Origin of the sequence: Actibacterium atlanticum, assembly GCF_000671395.1 — a bacterium.
Classification (GTDB): domain Bacteria; phylum Pseudomonadota; class Alphaproteobacteria; order Rhodobacterales; family Rhodobacteraceae; genus Actibacterium_D; species Actibacterium_D atlanticum.
On the sequence record NZ_AQQY01000002.1, the window covers coordinates 298,683 to 313,969 of the forward strand.

General features: G+C 59.6%; 13 protein-coding genes. 7 read left to right on the forward strand and 6 right to left on the reverse strand.

All coding sequences use genetic code 11. The annotated features are described in order from the left end of the window. Positions 1 to 51 precede the first annotated feature (51 nt). From ATO10_RS05440 to ATO10_RS05450, 3 genes are read left to right on the forward strand one after another with little or no spacing between them, the layout of a single operon-like run. Complete coding sequence (locus ATO10_RS05440; RefSeq protein ID WP_035249034.1) at positions 52 to 1,371, forward strand: TolC family protein; 1,320 nt, start codon at positions 52 to 54, stop codon at positions 1,369 to 1,371. After that, positions 1,368 to 3,614, forward strand: coding sequence for an ATP-binding cassette domain-containing protein (locus tag ATO10_RS05445; protein ID WP_035249035.1), 2,247 nt, complete (start codon positions 1,368 to 1,370; stop codon positions 3,612 to 3,614). The genes ATO10_RS05440 and ATO10_RS05445 overlap by 4 nt, the downstream gene beginning before the upstream one ends. Continuing rightward, positions 3,611 to 4,780: a beta-barrel domain-containing protein gene (locus ATO10_RS05450; protein ID WP_035249036.1), complete on the forward strand. Its 1,170-nt coding sequence runs from the start codon at positions 3,611 to 3,613 to the stop codon at positions 4,778 to 4,780. The genes ATO10_RS05445 and ATO10_RS05450 overlap by 4 nt, the downstream gene beginning before the upstream one ends. 61 nt (positions 4,781 to 4,841) lie before the next feature. On the opposite strand, the gene ATO10_RS05455 is transcribed toward ATO10_RS05450, so the two are convergent. After that, a complete protein-coding gene (locus ATO10_RS05455; protein WP_035249037.1) occupies positions 4,842 to 5,234 on the reverse strand; it encodes a rhodanese-like domain-containing protein in 393 nt (130 codons plus the stop codon). Positions 5,235 to 5,410: 176 nt separating this feature from the next. Here ATO10_RS05455 and ATO10_RS05460 point away from each other — a divergent pair, with 176 nt between their 5' ends. Continuing rightward, positions 5,411 to 6,742, forward strand: a complete 1,332-nt coding sequence (locus ATO10_RS05460) for a hypothetical protein (protein ID WP_035249038.1) — start codon at positions 5,411 to 5,413, stop codon at positions 6,740 to 6,742. Here ATO10_RS05460 and rimO read toward each other — a convergent pair. The 3 genes from rimO to ATO10_RS05475 all read right to left on the reverse strand — a co-directional run bounded on the left by rimO (position 6,739) and on the right by ATO10_RS05475 (position 9,426). Then, positions 6,739 to 8,112 carry a 30S ribosomal protein S12 methylthiotransferase RimO gene (rimO, locus tag ATO10_RS05465; protein ID WP_035249039.1) on the reverse strand — a complete coding sequence of 458 codons (1,374 nt, stop codon included), beginning with the start codon at positions 8,110 to 8,112 and terminating at the stop codon, positions 6,739 to 6,741. The genes ATO10_RS05460 and rimO overlap by 4 nt on opposite strands. 96 nt (positions 8,113 to 8,208) lie before the next feature. After that, positions 8,209 to 8,808 carry a hypothetical protein gene (locus tag ATO10_RS05470; RefSeq protein WP_155886692.1) on the reverse strand — a complete coding sequence of 200 codons (600 nt, stop codon included), beginning with the start codon at positions 8,806 to 8,808 and terminating at the stop codon, positions 8,209 to 8,211. 276 nt (positions 8,809 to 9,084) lie between these two features. Then, complete coding sequence (locus ATO10_RS05475) at positions 9,085 to 9,426, reverse strand: hypothetical protein (protein WP_035249043.1); 342 nt, start codon at positions 9,424 to 9,426, stop codon at positions 9,085 to 9,087. Positions 9,427 to 9,578: 152 nt separating this feature from the next. On the opposite strand from ATO10_RS05475, the gene ATO10_RS05480 reads away from it, so the two are divergent. Together ATO10_RS05480 and ATO10_RS05485 are read left to right on the forward strand one after the other, a co-directional pair. Continuing rightward, a complete protein-coding gene (locus tag ATO10_RS05480; protein WP_035249045.1) occupies positions 9,579 to 10,001 on the forward strand; it encodes a hypothetical protein in 423 nt (140 codons plus the stop codon). Positions 10,002 to 10,333: 332 nt separating this feature from the next. Beyond that, on the forward strand, positions 10,334 to 12,193 hold the full coding sequence (locus tag ATO10_RS05485) for an AsmA family protein (protein ID WP_051597964.1): 1,860 nt from the start codon (positions 10,334 to 10,336) through the stop codon (positions 12,191 to 12,193). 6 nt (positions 12,194 to 12,199) lie between these two features. Here ATO10_RS05485 and ATO10_RS05490 read toward each other — a convergent pair whose 3' ends face one another. Both ATO10_RS05490 and ATO10_RS05495 read right to left on the reverse strand, forming a co-directional pair. Then, entirely contained in the window at positions 12,200 to 13,531 is a 1,332-nt protein-coding gene (locus ATO10_RS05490; protein ID WP_035249047.1) for an MFS transporter, read from the reverse strand. 84 nt (positions 13,532 to 13,615) lie between these two features. Next, positions 13,616 to 14,197 (reverse strand): GcrA family cell cycle regulator, encoded by a 582-nt coding sequence (locus tag ATO10_RS05495; protein ID WP_035249050.1) that lies wholly within the window; start codon positions 14,195 to 14,197, stop codon positions 13,616 to 13,618. Between the two features lie 143 nt (positions 14,198 to 14,340). Here ATO10_RS05495 and ATO10_RS05500 point away from each other — a divergent pair, with 143 nt between their 5' ends. Then, on the forward strand, positions 14,341 to 15,144 hold the full coding sequence (locus ATO10_RS05500; protein WP_035249052.1) for an ABC transporter permease: 804 nt from the start codon (positions 14,341 to 14,343) through the stop codon (positions 15,142 to 15,144). Positions 15,145 to 15,287: the final 143 nt, after the last annotated feature.

Genomic DNA, 15,287 nt, shown 5'->3' on the forward strand with positions numbered 1-15,287 from the left:
GCTGCGCCTCCCAACGCATCACGCTGTTTGCGCGAAGGGGGAGATCACGGGATGAGGCAACTGGGGCGGTTTACGGCCTGTTTCGCCATGGTGGCTGCGCTGAGCGGCTGCATGGAAGACATGGCCCTGCCCGAGTTCAAAATACCCTCGTTTCGCAGTGACGACAGCGCCGAAGTGGCCCGGTCGGAAACCGATCTGGATACCCCCAAAGTTGATACGGAATCCGAGATCATATCTGATCTGATGGTGCGTCAGTCGGTTCTGGCAGATGGCAGCGCCTATGACACGGTGGCGCGTGCGGCCCTTGCGGCCTCGTCTCGATCGTCTGAGTCTGAACTGCGTTCAGCGCGCCTGCGGGCCGAGGCGAAATCCAAGAATTGGTTGCCCACGCTTGGGCCGAGCGTCAGCCTGACCTCGCTGGGGGATCTGGTGGCGGGAATCCTGTTGGAACAGGTGTTGTTTGACAACGGTCGCCGCAAGGCAGAACGCGCCTTTGCTGCGGCAGATGTCGAAGTGGCCGCTGTGAACCTGTCGGTCGATATGAACGACCGTGTTCACACCGCTTTGTCGCTTTACCTGACTGCGTTGAAGGCCGAACAGACAGCGGGCGTCAGCAGCCGTGCGCTGGCCCGAATGTCTGAACTGGAACGCGTTGTCGTGGGCCGGGTGCGCGGCGGCGTTTCGGATATGTCAGACCAGCGGGTGGTCGAAGGCAAGCTCAGCGATATGCGTGCGGCTTTGGCCACCGCGCAAGAGGCCGCAACAACATCGCGCGCGGAACTGCGCGCCATGACAGGGCAGGGGTTTGACGCGATCCCCGACCAGCTTGCGTTGCCAAAGGTGCCATCCGCCAAGGCTTTGTCGGTGCTGAAGTCGCAAGCCGAAGCCAAGCGCGCCATTGCGCAGGCAGAGGCCGCCAATGCCGGGCTGTTGCCCGGGCTGACGGCCTCGGCCAATGTTGCCGATGGCGGAACAACCGGCGCTTTGACGCTGGATGTGGATCAGCCGCTGGGCTTTGGTACTGGTGCGCAGATGAAGGCGATTGAAGCCAGCAAAGAAATCGCTGCGCGGCAGGTCGGAGAGGCCGAAGAGGCCGCGCGCCGCAATGAAAGCCGGATGGTACAGCGCCTTGCGTCCTTTCAGCGGCAAGAGGCCGAAAATGCCCAGCTGGTGCGCGAAAACCGCAAAACCTTTGCCTTGCTCGAAAAGCAGTACGAGGCCGGGCATAAATCCGTGATGGACGTGATTGGTTTCTACGAACAACTGGTCGCGCGCGAACAGGCCCTGATCGAAGCGCGCTATGAGGTGATCCTGATCCAGCTGGAGCTGGCACGGGATCGTGGCGTCTTGGCAGACGGGGATGCAATTTGAGCAAGAAGCCCGTTCATCTGACCCTTGCAAGCGCGGCCCCACGCCCCGCCAAGCCTGTGCCCAAGCCCGCGCCCGCAAATGTGGTCCAACCGCCAGAGCCTTCACCCGAGGAGGCGGCCATTCGTGCGTTAGTCGAGGGCACGGCCAGTCGCATTCAGCACCGTGCAACGCTGATTGCGATTCTTGCGTCACTGAACGGTGAACAGGCGGCGGTGTCTGATATTGCGGAACATATGTGGGCCGCGTCCCCCGGTGATGTAAGTGTGGGTGCGCTGTCCAAGGCGCTGGCGCAAACGGGTGTGAAACCGCGTGTCAGCAACAAGATCACCCCCGCGCCGCATCGCTGGCCCGCGCTGGCGATGATGGCCAATGGCCAGTGTGTTCTGGTGCTGGGTCAGCGCGACGACGTGCTGGAGATTTTCGACACCAGTTGCCCCGACAACCGCACCGAGGTGCCGCTGTCTGAATTCACCCCGCATTTCACCGGCACGATCCTGTCAGGGCGTTCCTCGCTGCGTCAGATCACCGAACGCCATGTGCCCGCCGCCGTGGAAAACCATTGGTTCTGGGGCGAGTTTCCCAAATACCGCAAGCAAGTCACCGAAATCATGTTAGGGGCGCTGGTCGCCAACTTGCTGGCCGTGGCTGTCGCGCTGTTTTCCTTGCAAGTCTATGACCGGGTGATTCCGCATCAGTCTCAGGCCACGCTTTGGGTCTTGGCGGTGGGGGCATTTCTGGCCATCGCTTTAGAGGGCGCTTTGAAGCTGGCGCGCGCCCGGATGACCGATATTTCGGGCCGTCAGGTCGAACTGTCCGTGCAGCACAACCTGATGAAACGGCTGATTGGCATGCGATCAGACCGCAAGCCGCTGCCGCCCTCGGGCCTGTTTGCCGCGATGCGCGATTTCGGCGCGGTGCGCGAGTTTTTCACGTCATCCACCATCGCGACGCTGACCGATGTGCCCTTTGTGTTGGTGTTCTTGCTGCTGGTGGCCTCAATCGCGGGGCCGATTGTCTGGTTGATCGTTTTAGGCGGTGTGCTGATGCTGCTGCCTGCCTATTTCATGCAAAAGCGGATGATCGCGCTGACGCGTCAAACGCAAGGCGCCTCGGCCAAGGCGGGGCGGCTGCTGCATGAGGTCATCACCGAATTGGACACGGTCAAAACCCAGCGCGGCGAAGAGCGCGTGATGCGTCTGTGGGACGAGCTGAACGCCGTATCCAGCCACGCCTCGGCCGAGCAACGCCGCTTGTCTGGCATGCTGACCTATTGGTCGCAGGGGGTGCAGCAGGCGACCTATATCCTGACCGTCGTGGCGGGGACGTATCTGGTTTTCGCGGGTGAATTTACCGTCGGCACGATCATCGCAACCGGCATTCTGACCAGCCGCACTCTGGCGCCCCTGACCCAGTTCGCCGCCACCATGGCACGGTGGAGCAATGTCAAAGGCGCGCTGGAAAGCCTTGATGCCATTGCGGGCGCCGAGCAGGAAAAAGACGAAAGCCGCAGCTATTTGCGCCGCGAAAAGCTGCAAGGCGCGTTTGAGCTGCGCGAGGTTCAGTTCCGTTACGACGCCGATGGTGCACCCACATTGGATGTGCCGGGCATCGGCATCAAACCCGGGCAACGCGTCGCGGTTTTGGGCGCGAATGGTTCGGGCAAGTCGACTTTGCTCAAACTGCTCTCGGGGCTCTATGCCCCCGAACAGGGCCGTATCCTGATTGATGGCACCGACATGGCGCAGATCGACCCGCGCGACCTGCGGCGGGGTATTGGGTATCTGGGGCAAGAGGTGCGATTGATCGCCGGGTCCCTGCGCGACAACCTGAACCTGCACATGCTGGAGGGCGATGACGAGCGGCTGCTGGACGCGTTGGATTTTGCCGGGCTTGGCCCCTTTGTGCGTGGCCATCACAAAGGGCTGGATCTTGAAATACGTGACGGCGGCGAAGGCTTGTCGATCGGTCAACGCCAATCCATCGGCTGGGCCCGGCTTTGGCTGCAAAACCCGCCGGTTGTGCTGTTGGATGAACCGACTGCGGCACTGGATCAAACGCTGGAACGCACCTTGGTCAGCCGCTTGGAAGGCTGGCTGCAGGGCCGCACCGCAGTCGTCGCGACGCATCGCTTACCGATCCTGTCTTTGACCAACCGCACGCTGATCCTGCAGGCCGGTCGCATGGTTGTCGATGGTCCACGCGATCAGGTTCTGGCGCATCTTTCTGCCGGGGCCGAAGGATGAGCACCTTTGACGCCCCGATGGACGAAGCGCTGAGCGGCTCCAGCCGGATCATCCGGTTGATCGGGCTGGCCTTTGTGCTGTTCATCCTGTGGGCCGCGTTTGCCTCGGTCGATGAGATCGTGCGCGCAGATGGGCAGGTGGTGTCGTCGTCGCGCGCGCAGATCATCCAGAACCTTGAAGGCGGGATACTGGCGGAACTGAACGTCGGGCAGGGCGCTTTGGTGGAGGCCGGGCAGGTTCTGGGCCGTTTGCAAGACACCAAGTTCCGCACCACGGCCGAAGACTTGCAGGATCAGATCGACGCTTTGGAAATCCGTCAACACCGGCTGGAGGCCGAACTGGAAGGCGCGTTTGATTTTAACGTTGCGCCGGAACTGGCGGCACGTTCACCCAGCATTCTGTCCTCGGAGAAAGCGCTGTTGGATGCGCGCCAAACCGATTACGCCAGCCGCCGGTCTGGCGCGCGCGAGGTGTTGGAACAGGCCCAATCGGAACTGGCCAATCTGCAAAAGCTTTATAAGCAGAAGGTTGTGGCGCTGGTCGAGGTCAACCGCGCCAAAAAGGCGGTGTCTGACGCGCAGATCAAGTACAATGAGATCGGTACCGGGGCCGAGTTGGATCTGGCTGAAGAGTATTCAAAGACCTTGCAGGATCTGACTTCGCGCCGCCAGGAATTGCGGCTGGCGCAGGATCAGCTGGCGCGCACGGTGATCACCAGCCCGATGCGTGGGATCGTCAACAACCTGTCTGTGACGACGATCGGCGGCGTGGTGCGTCCGGGGGAAGAGATTTTTGAGATCATCCCGCTGGGCGAAGAGCTGTTCGTTGAGGCCCGCGTAAGGCCTGAAAACATCGCCAGCGTCGAGCGCGGTCAGGATGCGACGATCAAGCTGACGGCCTATGATTACACGATCTATGGCACGCTAAAGGCGCAGGTTGATTTCGTGTCTGCTGATACGTTCGAGGATGAGCGCGACCCGCGCGCCGAGCCGTTTTATAAGGTCAGCTTGAAGGTGGACGGGTCAGAGTTTTTATCGCGTCACCAAGACATCGAAATTCGCCCCGGCATGCGCGCGCAGGTGGAGCTGCAAACCGGTGCCAAGACGGTGCTGAAGTACCTGCTGAAACCGTTGTACAAATCCCGCGAAGCGCTGCGCGAACCCTAGGGCGCGCCCTTGCGCCCCATTGAGGGCCGCGCGGGCGCCATCCGGGCTGCGCCCGTCTGGGTCACTTTGCTGAGACGTCTTCGACAGGGCCGCCGTTGAGTTTCCAGGCCGAGAAACCCCCGGCGATATGGGCGACGGGTGTCAGCCCCATGTCTTGTGCGGTTTGGGTGGCCAGCGCCGAGCGCCAAGCGGAGGCGCAGTAAAACAGATAGGTTTTGCCCTGCGCGAAGATGTCTTTGTGGTAGGGGCTTTCGGGGTCGATCCAGAACTCCAGCATCCCGCGCGGGCAGTGGAAGGCGCCGGGAATGCGGCCCTCGCGTTCCAGTTCACGCCGGTCGCGCAGGTCGACGAAGACGATGTTGTCGTCCTTGAGCATCCCCATGGCTTTGTCCGTCGGGACGGTCTCGATCACCGCATGGGCGGCGGCCAGCAGGTCTTTGTAGTTCTTGTTCATGGGGTGTCCTCCTGTTTGGGGAGGTAACCGGGAATGCGGCGGTTAGGCAATACGAAACAGAGGGTGGCGTTCGCATGTGAGTGAAGCTGATTGCGTTGAGCTAGGGGCGCATACCCTAGGGTTGAAATGCAGAGGCAATAGACATTACGCTCAACTTGATTTCGAAAGGATATTCAATGGCCCGACCCGATTATCTAAGCCAAGGAGAGGTTGCGCGACTTTTCCCAGTACTTGCCACAACGTCTAAGGAAGGGCGAACCACGTCTATCGTTTTGGCATGCATGACGCTCGTAAATGAATTCGGATCAGAACTGTTGAGTTCGATAGGGCAGCGTGTGGGAAAGCGATCTAGCGTTGCAACCTACACCGAGATCGTTTTCAAGGGTGAGAAAGTGGTGGCAAAGGACCGCCCAGACGGGTTGATCGTCATAAGAACGGGCGCACGAGAATGGCGCGCTATGGTGGAGGCCAAGGTTGGAAACGCTCATATAACTGCGGAGCAAATAGATAGATATCGATTGATCGCAAAAGAGCACAGCATCGATTGCATCATCACTATTTCAAATCAGTTTGCGACCACTCCAGATCATCACCCTGTCGAAGATGTTCGCAAGAGCCGGTCAAAGATTCCGGTCTATCACTGGTCTTGGATGTTCATCCGAACGGCAGCGGATCTATTGCTGAGCAATGATGAAGTTAAAGACAGTGACCAGTCTGTCCTGTTGCAGGAGTTAATGCGGTTTCTCACCCATGAAAGCGCCGGCATAAAAGGGTTTGACCGGATGCCGCCAGAATGGAGTGAGTTGAATAGGCACATTTCAGCTGGTGGTAAGATTTTGGCGAAGTCTCCAGAGGCCGGAGTGGTTCTAGATGCTTGGCATCAGGAGACGAAAGATTTGTCGTTGATTCTAAGCCGAGAAACTGAAACGGCAGTACACCAAAAACTCTCTAGGAAGCATTTGAAGGATCCGGCGGAGCGGCTCAAAGATGAGCTTCAGACGTTGAGAGAAGCGCATCAGCTAGGTGTCAATTTAGATGTTCCAGATGCCGCTGCGCCTTTGACGGTTACCGCTGACCTAAATCGTCGGACGTTGGAAGTCGGAATGAGCCTGCGGGCACCCGAGGACAGAAAGTCATCTAAAGCGCGGTTAAACTGGTTGTTGAGGCAACTGAGGACGGAAAATGCAGGAGAGGTCTTCATCAAGTTTTCTTGGCCCGGCCGAAGCGAAGATACTGTACATAGCCTAATAGATCTTCGTGAAGAACCTGAGCTTTGCGAACGTGACAAGAATGATCTGCAGGTTGTCAGCTTCCATGTTTACATGGCCCGTCGGCTTGGTGCGAAGTTTACGCAACAAACCAACTTCGTATCAGAGCTTGAGACACTGGTGCCTGAGTTCTACCGCGAGATCGGTCAGAACCTTTCGGCTTGGCGAAAGCCAGCACCGAAAATTCGCGACGCTGTATCAGAAGTCGGTGAGGGCCAAGATGCTGGGCCGCAAGCTTAGTGCAGGCAACCCCACAAGTCATACTCCCCCGCTTCGTCCACTTCTACGCTGACGATATCCCCGACCGACAGCCCCTCGGTGCCTTCGTCAATGAACAGGTTGCCGTCGATCTCGGGGGCGTCGGCTTTGGTGCGGCAGGTGGCGATGCCGTCTTCGTCAATATCGTCGACGATCACATCCATGACCTGACCGACCTTGGCGGCCAGCTTGGCCTCGGAGATCGCCTGCGCCTTCTCCATGAACCGTTCCCAGCGGTCTTGCTTGACCTCGGCCGGGACGTGGTCGGGCAGGGCGTTTGAGCGCGCGCCGTCGACGTTTTCGTATTGGAAGCAGCCGACGCGGTCGAGCTGGGCCTCGTCCAGCCAATCGAGCAGGGTTTGGAACTCCTCTTCCGTCTCACCCGGATAGCCCACAATAAACGTCGAGCGCAGGGTGATGTCGGGGCAATCGCGGCGCCATGCCTGGATTTCGTCCAGCGTTTTGGCGGCGGCGGCGGGGCGGGCCATGCGTTTCAGGACGTCGGGGTGGGCGTGCTGAAACGGGATGTCCAGATAGGGCAGGATCAGGCCATCCGCCATCAGCGGGATCAGTTGGCGCACATGCGGGTAGGGGTAGACATAGTGCAGCCGCACCCACGCGCCCAACGACCCCAGATCGCGGGCCAGATCGGTGATATGGGCGCGGTGGCCACGGTCCTCGGCGTGTTTGATATCGACGCCATAGGCCGAGGTATCCTGAGAGATCACCAGCAGTTCTTTGACGCCCGCGTCCACCAGTTTCTCAGCCTCGCGCAGCACCGCATGGGCCGGGCGCGACGCCAGCTTGCCGCGCATGTCAGGGATGATGCAGAACTTGCACTTGTGGTTACAGCCCTCGGAGATTTTCAGATAGCTGTAATGGCGCGGGGTCAGCTTGACGCCGCTGGAGGGCAGCAGATCAATGAACGGATCGGGGGCGGGGGGCACGACGCCGTGCACCGCGTCCAGCACCTGTTCGTATTGATGCGGGCCGGTGACGGCCATCACGCTGGGATGCGTGCCGCGAATGTAGTCTTCCTCGGCCCCCAAACAGCCGGTCACGATCACCTTGCCGTTTTCCTTCAATGCCTCGCCGATGGCCTCAAGGCTTTCGGCCTTGGCGCTGTCCAGAAAGCCGCAGGTGTTGACGATCACCGCATCGGCCCCGCCGTAATCGGGGGAGATCGCATAGCCCTCGGCCCGCAGGCGGGTCAGGATGCGCTCACTGTCGACCAGCGCCTTGGGGCAGCCAAGCGAGACCATGCCGACAGTCGGCTGGCCGGCGCGGGCGGTGTCGGAAATGCGCGCTTTGGGCGCAAGATCAGGGCGGAGGTCGGGCGGATTGCTGGACATGGGGTGGCGTATAGCGGCGCAAGGGCGGCTTGGGAATAGGGGCGTTGCGCCGCCAGTGCGCTTAAAGCGTACTAGGTGATATAGCTTGCATAGGCTTCAAGGTCGCCGGTCTAGAGAAAGCCTTTTGATGTCAGACTTTGTTTTGATCTGAGAAGCCAGTTTCTTTGGTGACTTCCGAAATCCGATGATCGCCGCGATCAGAGACCTGGCCAGAACCTCTTTTTCAAGGGCTTCCACATAATCGAACTTGTCTGAAGCGATCTTTTTTAGGTACCCGAACATTGCTTCGGATTGGTTTTCATAAATCAAACCACCGAACGAGGATGCGGCCCGGATACATGTGTCGGGCCAATCTTCCCATGGCCAGTCCTTCAATACTGTGCGTAGCTCTGCCTCAAACAAGGCTGAACCGCTCCAGTAATTACACACAGCGGTGATCACGGCTGCGGACCTATCGCTGAGATTGGTCTCGATGGTGTCATGCTGTCTGAAGCAGGCAAAAAGGTCCTTATACCTGTCCAAATGATCTTGTTCGAATGGAAAGACCAACGCGAAAGCTAGTAGGCTTTCGTACGATTGTACTTCTATTGGGCCGTAGAAAACTTGAATAATATCAGTTAGTTCATCTTTAGAAAGCGTTCCCCCTGACTTTGCTTTATCAATATACTTTTCAAATCGGGCTGCGCGTTCTGTCATAATTTGAACCTCCCACAAGTTTTCGGCGGTTTCAGTCGATTTCCTGAGTGTTCGTGCCACGCACAACTCTCTGCGGAGGCATCCTTTACTTTAGTGCACAGAGGCTGATGCTGGTATATCGCAGAGTTCAGATGTCTTCCGTTCACAATTCCATTCGGTCCACAAGGATTCGCTACGCTATGAACTCACTGTGATACTCACATTCCGGGAAGAGGTCTGAGAATTCTTCTCGCAAACGGTCTTTGCAAAAGAAGGTTCTTCCCGGTTCTTTTGACGTCACGCGTACTCTGGCCACGTAAGACCATCTTGGAATTTGTCGAACCAGTAGCGCCGTACGTCGGGATCATCCAACCGATCAAACTCTCTGACCAGAGCTTCCAGCTTCTTGCCGATTTGAACGCCGGCGCCAAACAGCAATTTGGACAACGTTGTTTGGATCGCAAGCAGCTCATCGAATTTGACGTCGGATTCACCGTAGGAGTGCTTCTGCCCAATCTCCAAAATCAACACTTTGCACCGGTTTTCATATGCAAAGAGGCATTGCTGTATTCCCGCCTTTGAACTCTCAAGCTGATCGACGTATTCGCTTAGAACTTCGTCTAAATCCGTTAGTTCCATTTACACTTTTCTCCGAATGCGAAAGGATTTGTCGCAACGCCAATTTAAAGATGCCTAGCCTAGCAAAGAGATAGGTTAATGCAATTTGGTCGCGTTCCGGGTTCGGCATAGTTTCCTCGCAGACCGAGTTATTTCGTACGGGAGATGTTCATGTGCTGACACGCAAGCATACATCATTTTTGCTGCTTGGAGGGATAGCCCTGCCAGTGGTTTACTTCGTCATATTGACTGTGCAGCTCAGTTTCTTGATGCCAGCCCATAATACAGAGGTCGTCGAGTATCGACTGGATGATCTGAACTCAGAATTCATGGCGGGCCTCGTCGCACATCTGTCTTCTGACGTTGCCTATGAGTGCGAGTCGCAGCAGACACGATATGTCTGCTATCGAGAAACGACTCGGATTGTGCTGCCCTTTGAGGCAAGCAGGATATATTTGAGAGGGCCATTGCCTTCAGGGATCTTGGCTTGGCCTCGGGAGAATACCGCGCTTTCCGCTGCTTTAAATGATATCGACGTTTACCTCGCGGCCAACAAGGTATCGATTAACAAGGAAGCGGAGCGGGGCGCGCGGTGATGGGCCGGGCGATGCGCCTCACGGAAGGGGCGCAAAACACTGTTAAAGGCCAGCTGAACTTCGTCCGCTTGATCACCTGCGCTTCAGGTAAATTGGCCCAATAGAACATCTATTAACCCTTCGGCTCGGCACAAAGCGCAGGCCGCGCTGGGCCTGCGGCAGCGGTTCCGGTTGCGTCAATCTATGCGCGATGCACAGCATCGCGAGCGCCCGACCCGCCCCCACAGGGCGGGCGCTTCTCGCCCACCCTTCGGGTCAGGCGCGTTTCAAGGTTGTTGCCTGCTCTGCGCCTGCTTAGGTTACCCTTGAACGTGATTTAGTGGGGGTGCGTCATGCGCTGGTTGATCCGTAGCTTCTTTGCCTTGGTCCTGTTGGCCGCTTTGCTGGTGGGGGCGGTGTTCTTGCTGCCGGCCGATAAGATCGCGGCGTTGGCCAGCGATCAGGTGAAGGCGGCGACGGGGCGGGTTTTGACGTTGGAGGGGCGCATCAAGCCCTCAATCTGGCCGCAGATTGGCATTCAGGCGGGGCCGGTGGCTTTGTCGAATGCCGACTGGGCCTCGGATCAGCCCATGTTGCAGGCGCAGACCATGCGGATCGGGCTGGACCCGGCAGCCTTGATCAAAGGGGATATCGTGATCCGCGAGCTGCAGGTGGTGCAGCCCCAGATCCTGTTGGAAACCTCGGCCGAGGGTCTGGCCAACTGGGAGTTTGGCGCGGGCACCGCAACGGCTGACAGTGGCGAAGCCAGCGGCACGGCCACGGCCTTTACCATTGATCAGGCCCTGATCAGCGACGGCTCTGTGCGGTTTATCGACCGCGCCAGCGGCGCCGATTACGCGATCGATGCACTGGACCTGTCGCTCAGCGTGCCAGATTTCAACGGACCGGCCAAATTGTCGCTTTCCGGGCTGATGAACGGGCAGAGCGCGCAGGCCGCGTTCGCACTGGGCAATTTCGGTGCGGCGTTGAACGGCGATGTCAGCACGGTCAAGCTTGAGGCCGATCTGGCGGGGGCGGATCTGAGTTTCGAGGGCCGCGCGGGGCTGGAGCCTTTGGCCGCCGAGGGCGCGCTGTCTCTGAGCGCGGCAAATCTGGGCCCCGTGCTGGCGCTGGCCGGACAGAGCGCCGATTTGCCATCTGGTCTTGGTACGGTTTCGGCCAAGGGCAATGTCACGCTTGCGCCACAGGGCACCGTGCATCTGCGCGACGGGGTGATTGGCTTTGCCGGAAACACGTTGTCGGGTGCTTTAGATGTTGATCCCAACGGCGCACGCCCCAAGCTGAACGGGCAATTGTCGACGGGGGTGCTGGATCTGATCGCGTTAAGCGGCGCAACGGACAGCGGCGCGGGCGCGGCCAGTTCGGGCTGGTCCACGGCACCGATTGATGTGTCGGGGCTGGCGGCGGTGGATGCGTCCATCGCGCTAAGCGCGCAGGGGGTGAAGCTGCCGGGTTTGACGCTAAACGCGACCCGCGCGCTGGTCACCCTGTCGGACCGCCGTCTGGTCTTTGATCTGCGCGAGCTGCGCGCCTATGAGGGATTGATCACAGGCGAGTTTGTGATCAACGGGCGCGGGGGCCTGTCGGTGGGCGGGGATCTGTCGCTGGACGGTCTGGCCCTGCAGCCTGCGCTAAGCGAACTGGCGAGCTATGAAAAACTGACGGGCACAGGTGCCGCGCAGTTAAAGTTCCTTGCTTCGGGCAATTCCGAGGCTGCACTGGCCAACAGCCTGTCCGGGTCGGGCGCGCTTTCGTTTTCGGACGGATTGTTTCTGGGGGTCGACCTTGCGTCAGCCTATCAGAGCGATCAAAGCGGCGATGCCTCGGGGCGCACTGTCTTTGACAAGGTCACGGCGACGTTTGACATTGCGGGCGGTGTGCTGAGCAACGAAGATTTCGTGCTGGATGGCCCGCGCATCAAGGCCACCGGCAAAGGCACCGTTGGGATCGGGGCGCAGGTGCTGGATTACCGCCTGATCCCGGTCGCCTTTGCCCGCAATGATGCCGAGCGCAGCTTGAAAGTCCCCCTGCGGGTGACCGGCAGCTGGGATGCACCAAAACTGAAACTGGATGCTGAAACCGCCGTCAAGGAACGGGTCGAAGAAAAGATTGAGACCCGCAAAGAAGAACTTAAGGAAAGCGCGCGCGAGAAACTGCGCGAAAAACTTCTGGAACGACTAGGCAACCAATAGTCGCGGCTAGCGCGGCCAATGCGGATGGATTTCATCAATGATCAGGCGGTGGCGGTGGCCGTGGTCTGACATTGGATGCGCTTTTAGGTGCGGATGATCCGGTGGCAGGTCTGAATGGTCATGCTCGGGGGCGCGGTCCTGCCCTGCAGGCCACAACCGCCCTGCCGCCCACAGCGCGCCAGCCGCGATAAGCCCCAACAGGATGAGTGTCGTGCTCTGGCCCAGCCCGCGCCCTCCCCATCCTGCCAACGGATAGGTGATCAGCCAGCACAGATGGGAAAGCGCGAATTGCGCGGTAAAAACGGCCGGGCGATCCGTGTTATGCGCCGAGCGGCGGATCAACCTGCCCGCAGGGGTGATCACCCCTGAATAGCACGCCCCCAACCCCAGCCATACCGCCAGCATGAGATGCCAAGCGGGCCATCCAAACAGGGCGGTGAACAGGCCCAGAGCCAGGCTGACACCCACCATCCCGCAGGCAGCGGCCAGCATGACGATCCGGTCTCCGGCCTGTCGCAACAACACCGGCAGGATCAAAGCAGCGCACATCGCCCCCAGCCCAAAGGCCCCCATGGCCAGCGCAAGATAGGGGGCAGGCAGATCATAGGTTGCGCGTACCACGACCACCGTATTCACCAATACAAAGGCCCCGATCGCCGCCGCAGACAGGTTCAGGGCCAACAGCCCGCGAAGCCGGGGCGTAGCCAGATAAATCCTGCCTCCCCGGGTCACGCGCCGCCAGAACGGCCCCGGTTTTTCACGCCGCGGGCGGGCGGGCAGGGGGGTGCGAATGACCAGAAGCGCGGACACTCCAAAGCCGATGACCGTCCCCACGAACAGCCCGCTAAAGCTGATCACCAGCAACAACAGGCCAGCAATCGCAGGGCTCAGCAGGTTTTCCAGCTCATAGGCCAGACGCGACAGTGTCAGCGCCTTGGTATAGTCCTCCTCATCGGGCAGGACGTCAGGGATCAGCGCCTGAAAGGTCGGGGTGAAACTGGCCGAGGCCGCTTGCAGCACAAAGATCAACAGATACACCTGCCCGACCGTTTCCACAAAGGGCAGGCACAGTGCGACGGCGGCGCGGATTATGTCTGCACCGACCAACACTGCCTTGCGGGGCAAACGCTCGGTGAAGGCCTGAACGATGGGGGACAGGCCCACATAGGCCAGCATCTTGATCGCATAGGCGGTGCCCAGCACCGCGCCGGCATGGGGTCCGGCCAGATCATAGGCCAGCAATCCCAGCGCGATGGTCATCAGGCCCGTCCCGGTCAGCGCAACCAGCTGCGCGGCGAACAAAGGCCCGTAAACCGGGTGCTTTAACAACGAAACCATGGGCAGAACTTAGCGCAGGACAGGGCAATGCACAGCAAAAAGCCCGCCAGAGGCGGGCCTTTTCTGGTCACAATCTACGGCCGATCAGCGTTTGCGGTCGCGGCGGGCGCTCATCGGCTGGAAGGCCACGCTGACATGGACCTCGCAATAGGGCTTGCCCGACTGTACTGGCAGGCCGCAGAACCAAAACTCTTCGGTCGCCGGGTCGCCAATGGGCCATTTGCAGGTGCGCTCGGTCAGCTCCATCAACGACAGCTTCTTCGCGCTCTTTTCCACCTCGCGGGCCGAGGCCAGCGTTTCGGGGCTGATCTCGTTGGCCGAGGGCTGGGGCGGCAGCGGTTGACCGGCAGGAATGATGGCTTTGCGGGCCGGGATCGGCGCAGGTATGGTCTCTGCCGCTTTGGCAGGTTCAGCAGCCGGTTTGGGCGCAGGCTTTGCCTTGGGTGCGGGCTTTGCCTTGGGCGCTGCTTCAGCCTTGGGCGCGGCCTTTTCCTTGGCAGCAGGTTTACCGCCGCCGCCCGAGCGGTTCGACAGGCCAAGGCGGTGCACTTTGCCGATCACCGCATTGCGGGTGACACCACCCAGCTCTTTGGCGATCTGGCTGGCCGACTGACCCTCGCCCCACATTTTTTTTAGCGTCTCGACGCGCTCTTCGGTCCAGGACATATCGTTCCTTTGGCTGTTGGCCGGTTGATCGCACCCGGTGGTACGATTAAGTGACATCCGGCGGTGCCCTATTCTATTCTGCGGTGCCGACGGGATACAAGCCCACAGCACTGGCTCTGGGCCAGCATATTTGGGGGAAATCCATGCAGAATTCAACCTCTATGGGTGTTCGACGTTTCGGACGGGTGAATTGGCTGGGTGTGACCACCCTGTGCAAACGGGAAATCTATCGCTTTATGGCGGTCTGGACGCAGACCGTGGCGGCGCCTTTGGTCACGGCCGGGCTGTTTCTGGCGGTGTTCTCATTGGCCATCGGCCCAACCCGGGGCCAGGTCATGGGCGTGCCCTATGTCAACTTTCTGGCGCCGGGGCTGTTGATGATGACAGTGATCCAAAACGCCTTTGCCAATACGTCGTCCTCTTTGGTCATTGCCAAGGTTCAGGGCAATATCGTGGATACGCTGATGCCGCCCCTGTCCGCGGGCGAGCTGGTCGCAGGCTATGTCATCGGGGGCATGGCGCGCGGGGTGTTCGTGGCAATCGCGATCCTGTTGGCGATGGTGCTGTTTCTGGGCATGGGGGTCGCGCACCCGCTTTGGGCGCTGATCTTTGCGCTTTTGGGCGGGGCGTTCATGGCGGGGCTGGGCATGATTGCCGGGATCTATGCCGCCAAGTTTGATCAAATGGCGGCGATCACCAATTTCGTCATCACCCCGCTAAGCTTTCTGTCCGGCACGTTCTATTCGGTGGAAAGCCTGCCCAAGGCGCTGCAGGTGATCACCCATTTCAACCCAATTTTCTATCTGATTGATGGCATGCGCTATGGCGTGTTGGGCACCTCGGACAGCTCTGCGTGGCTGGGGCTGAGCGTGTGCGGGGCCAGCACCGCGGCCATCCTTGGCCTGTGCTGGCACTGGCTGCGCCGTGGCTATCGGCTGAAAGCCTGAACCCAGCTCTGGACATGGGCGCGCAATCGCTGTAGCCAGCGCCCATGATCAAACGCGCCCATATCACACAGACGCGACGCCGACGCTAAGCCGCCGGCCCTGATCCTATTGCGCTTTATTGCGCTCTAACCCCCTTACATCGT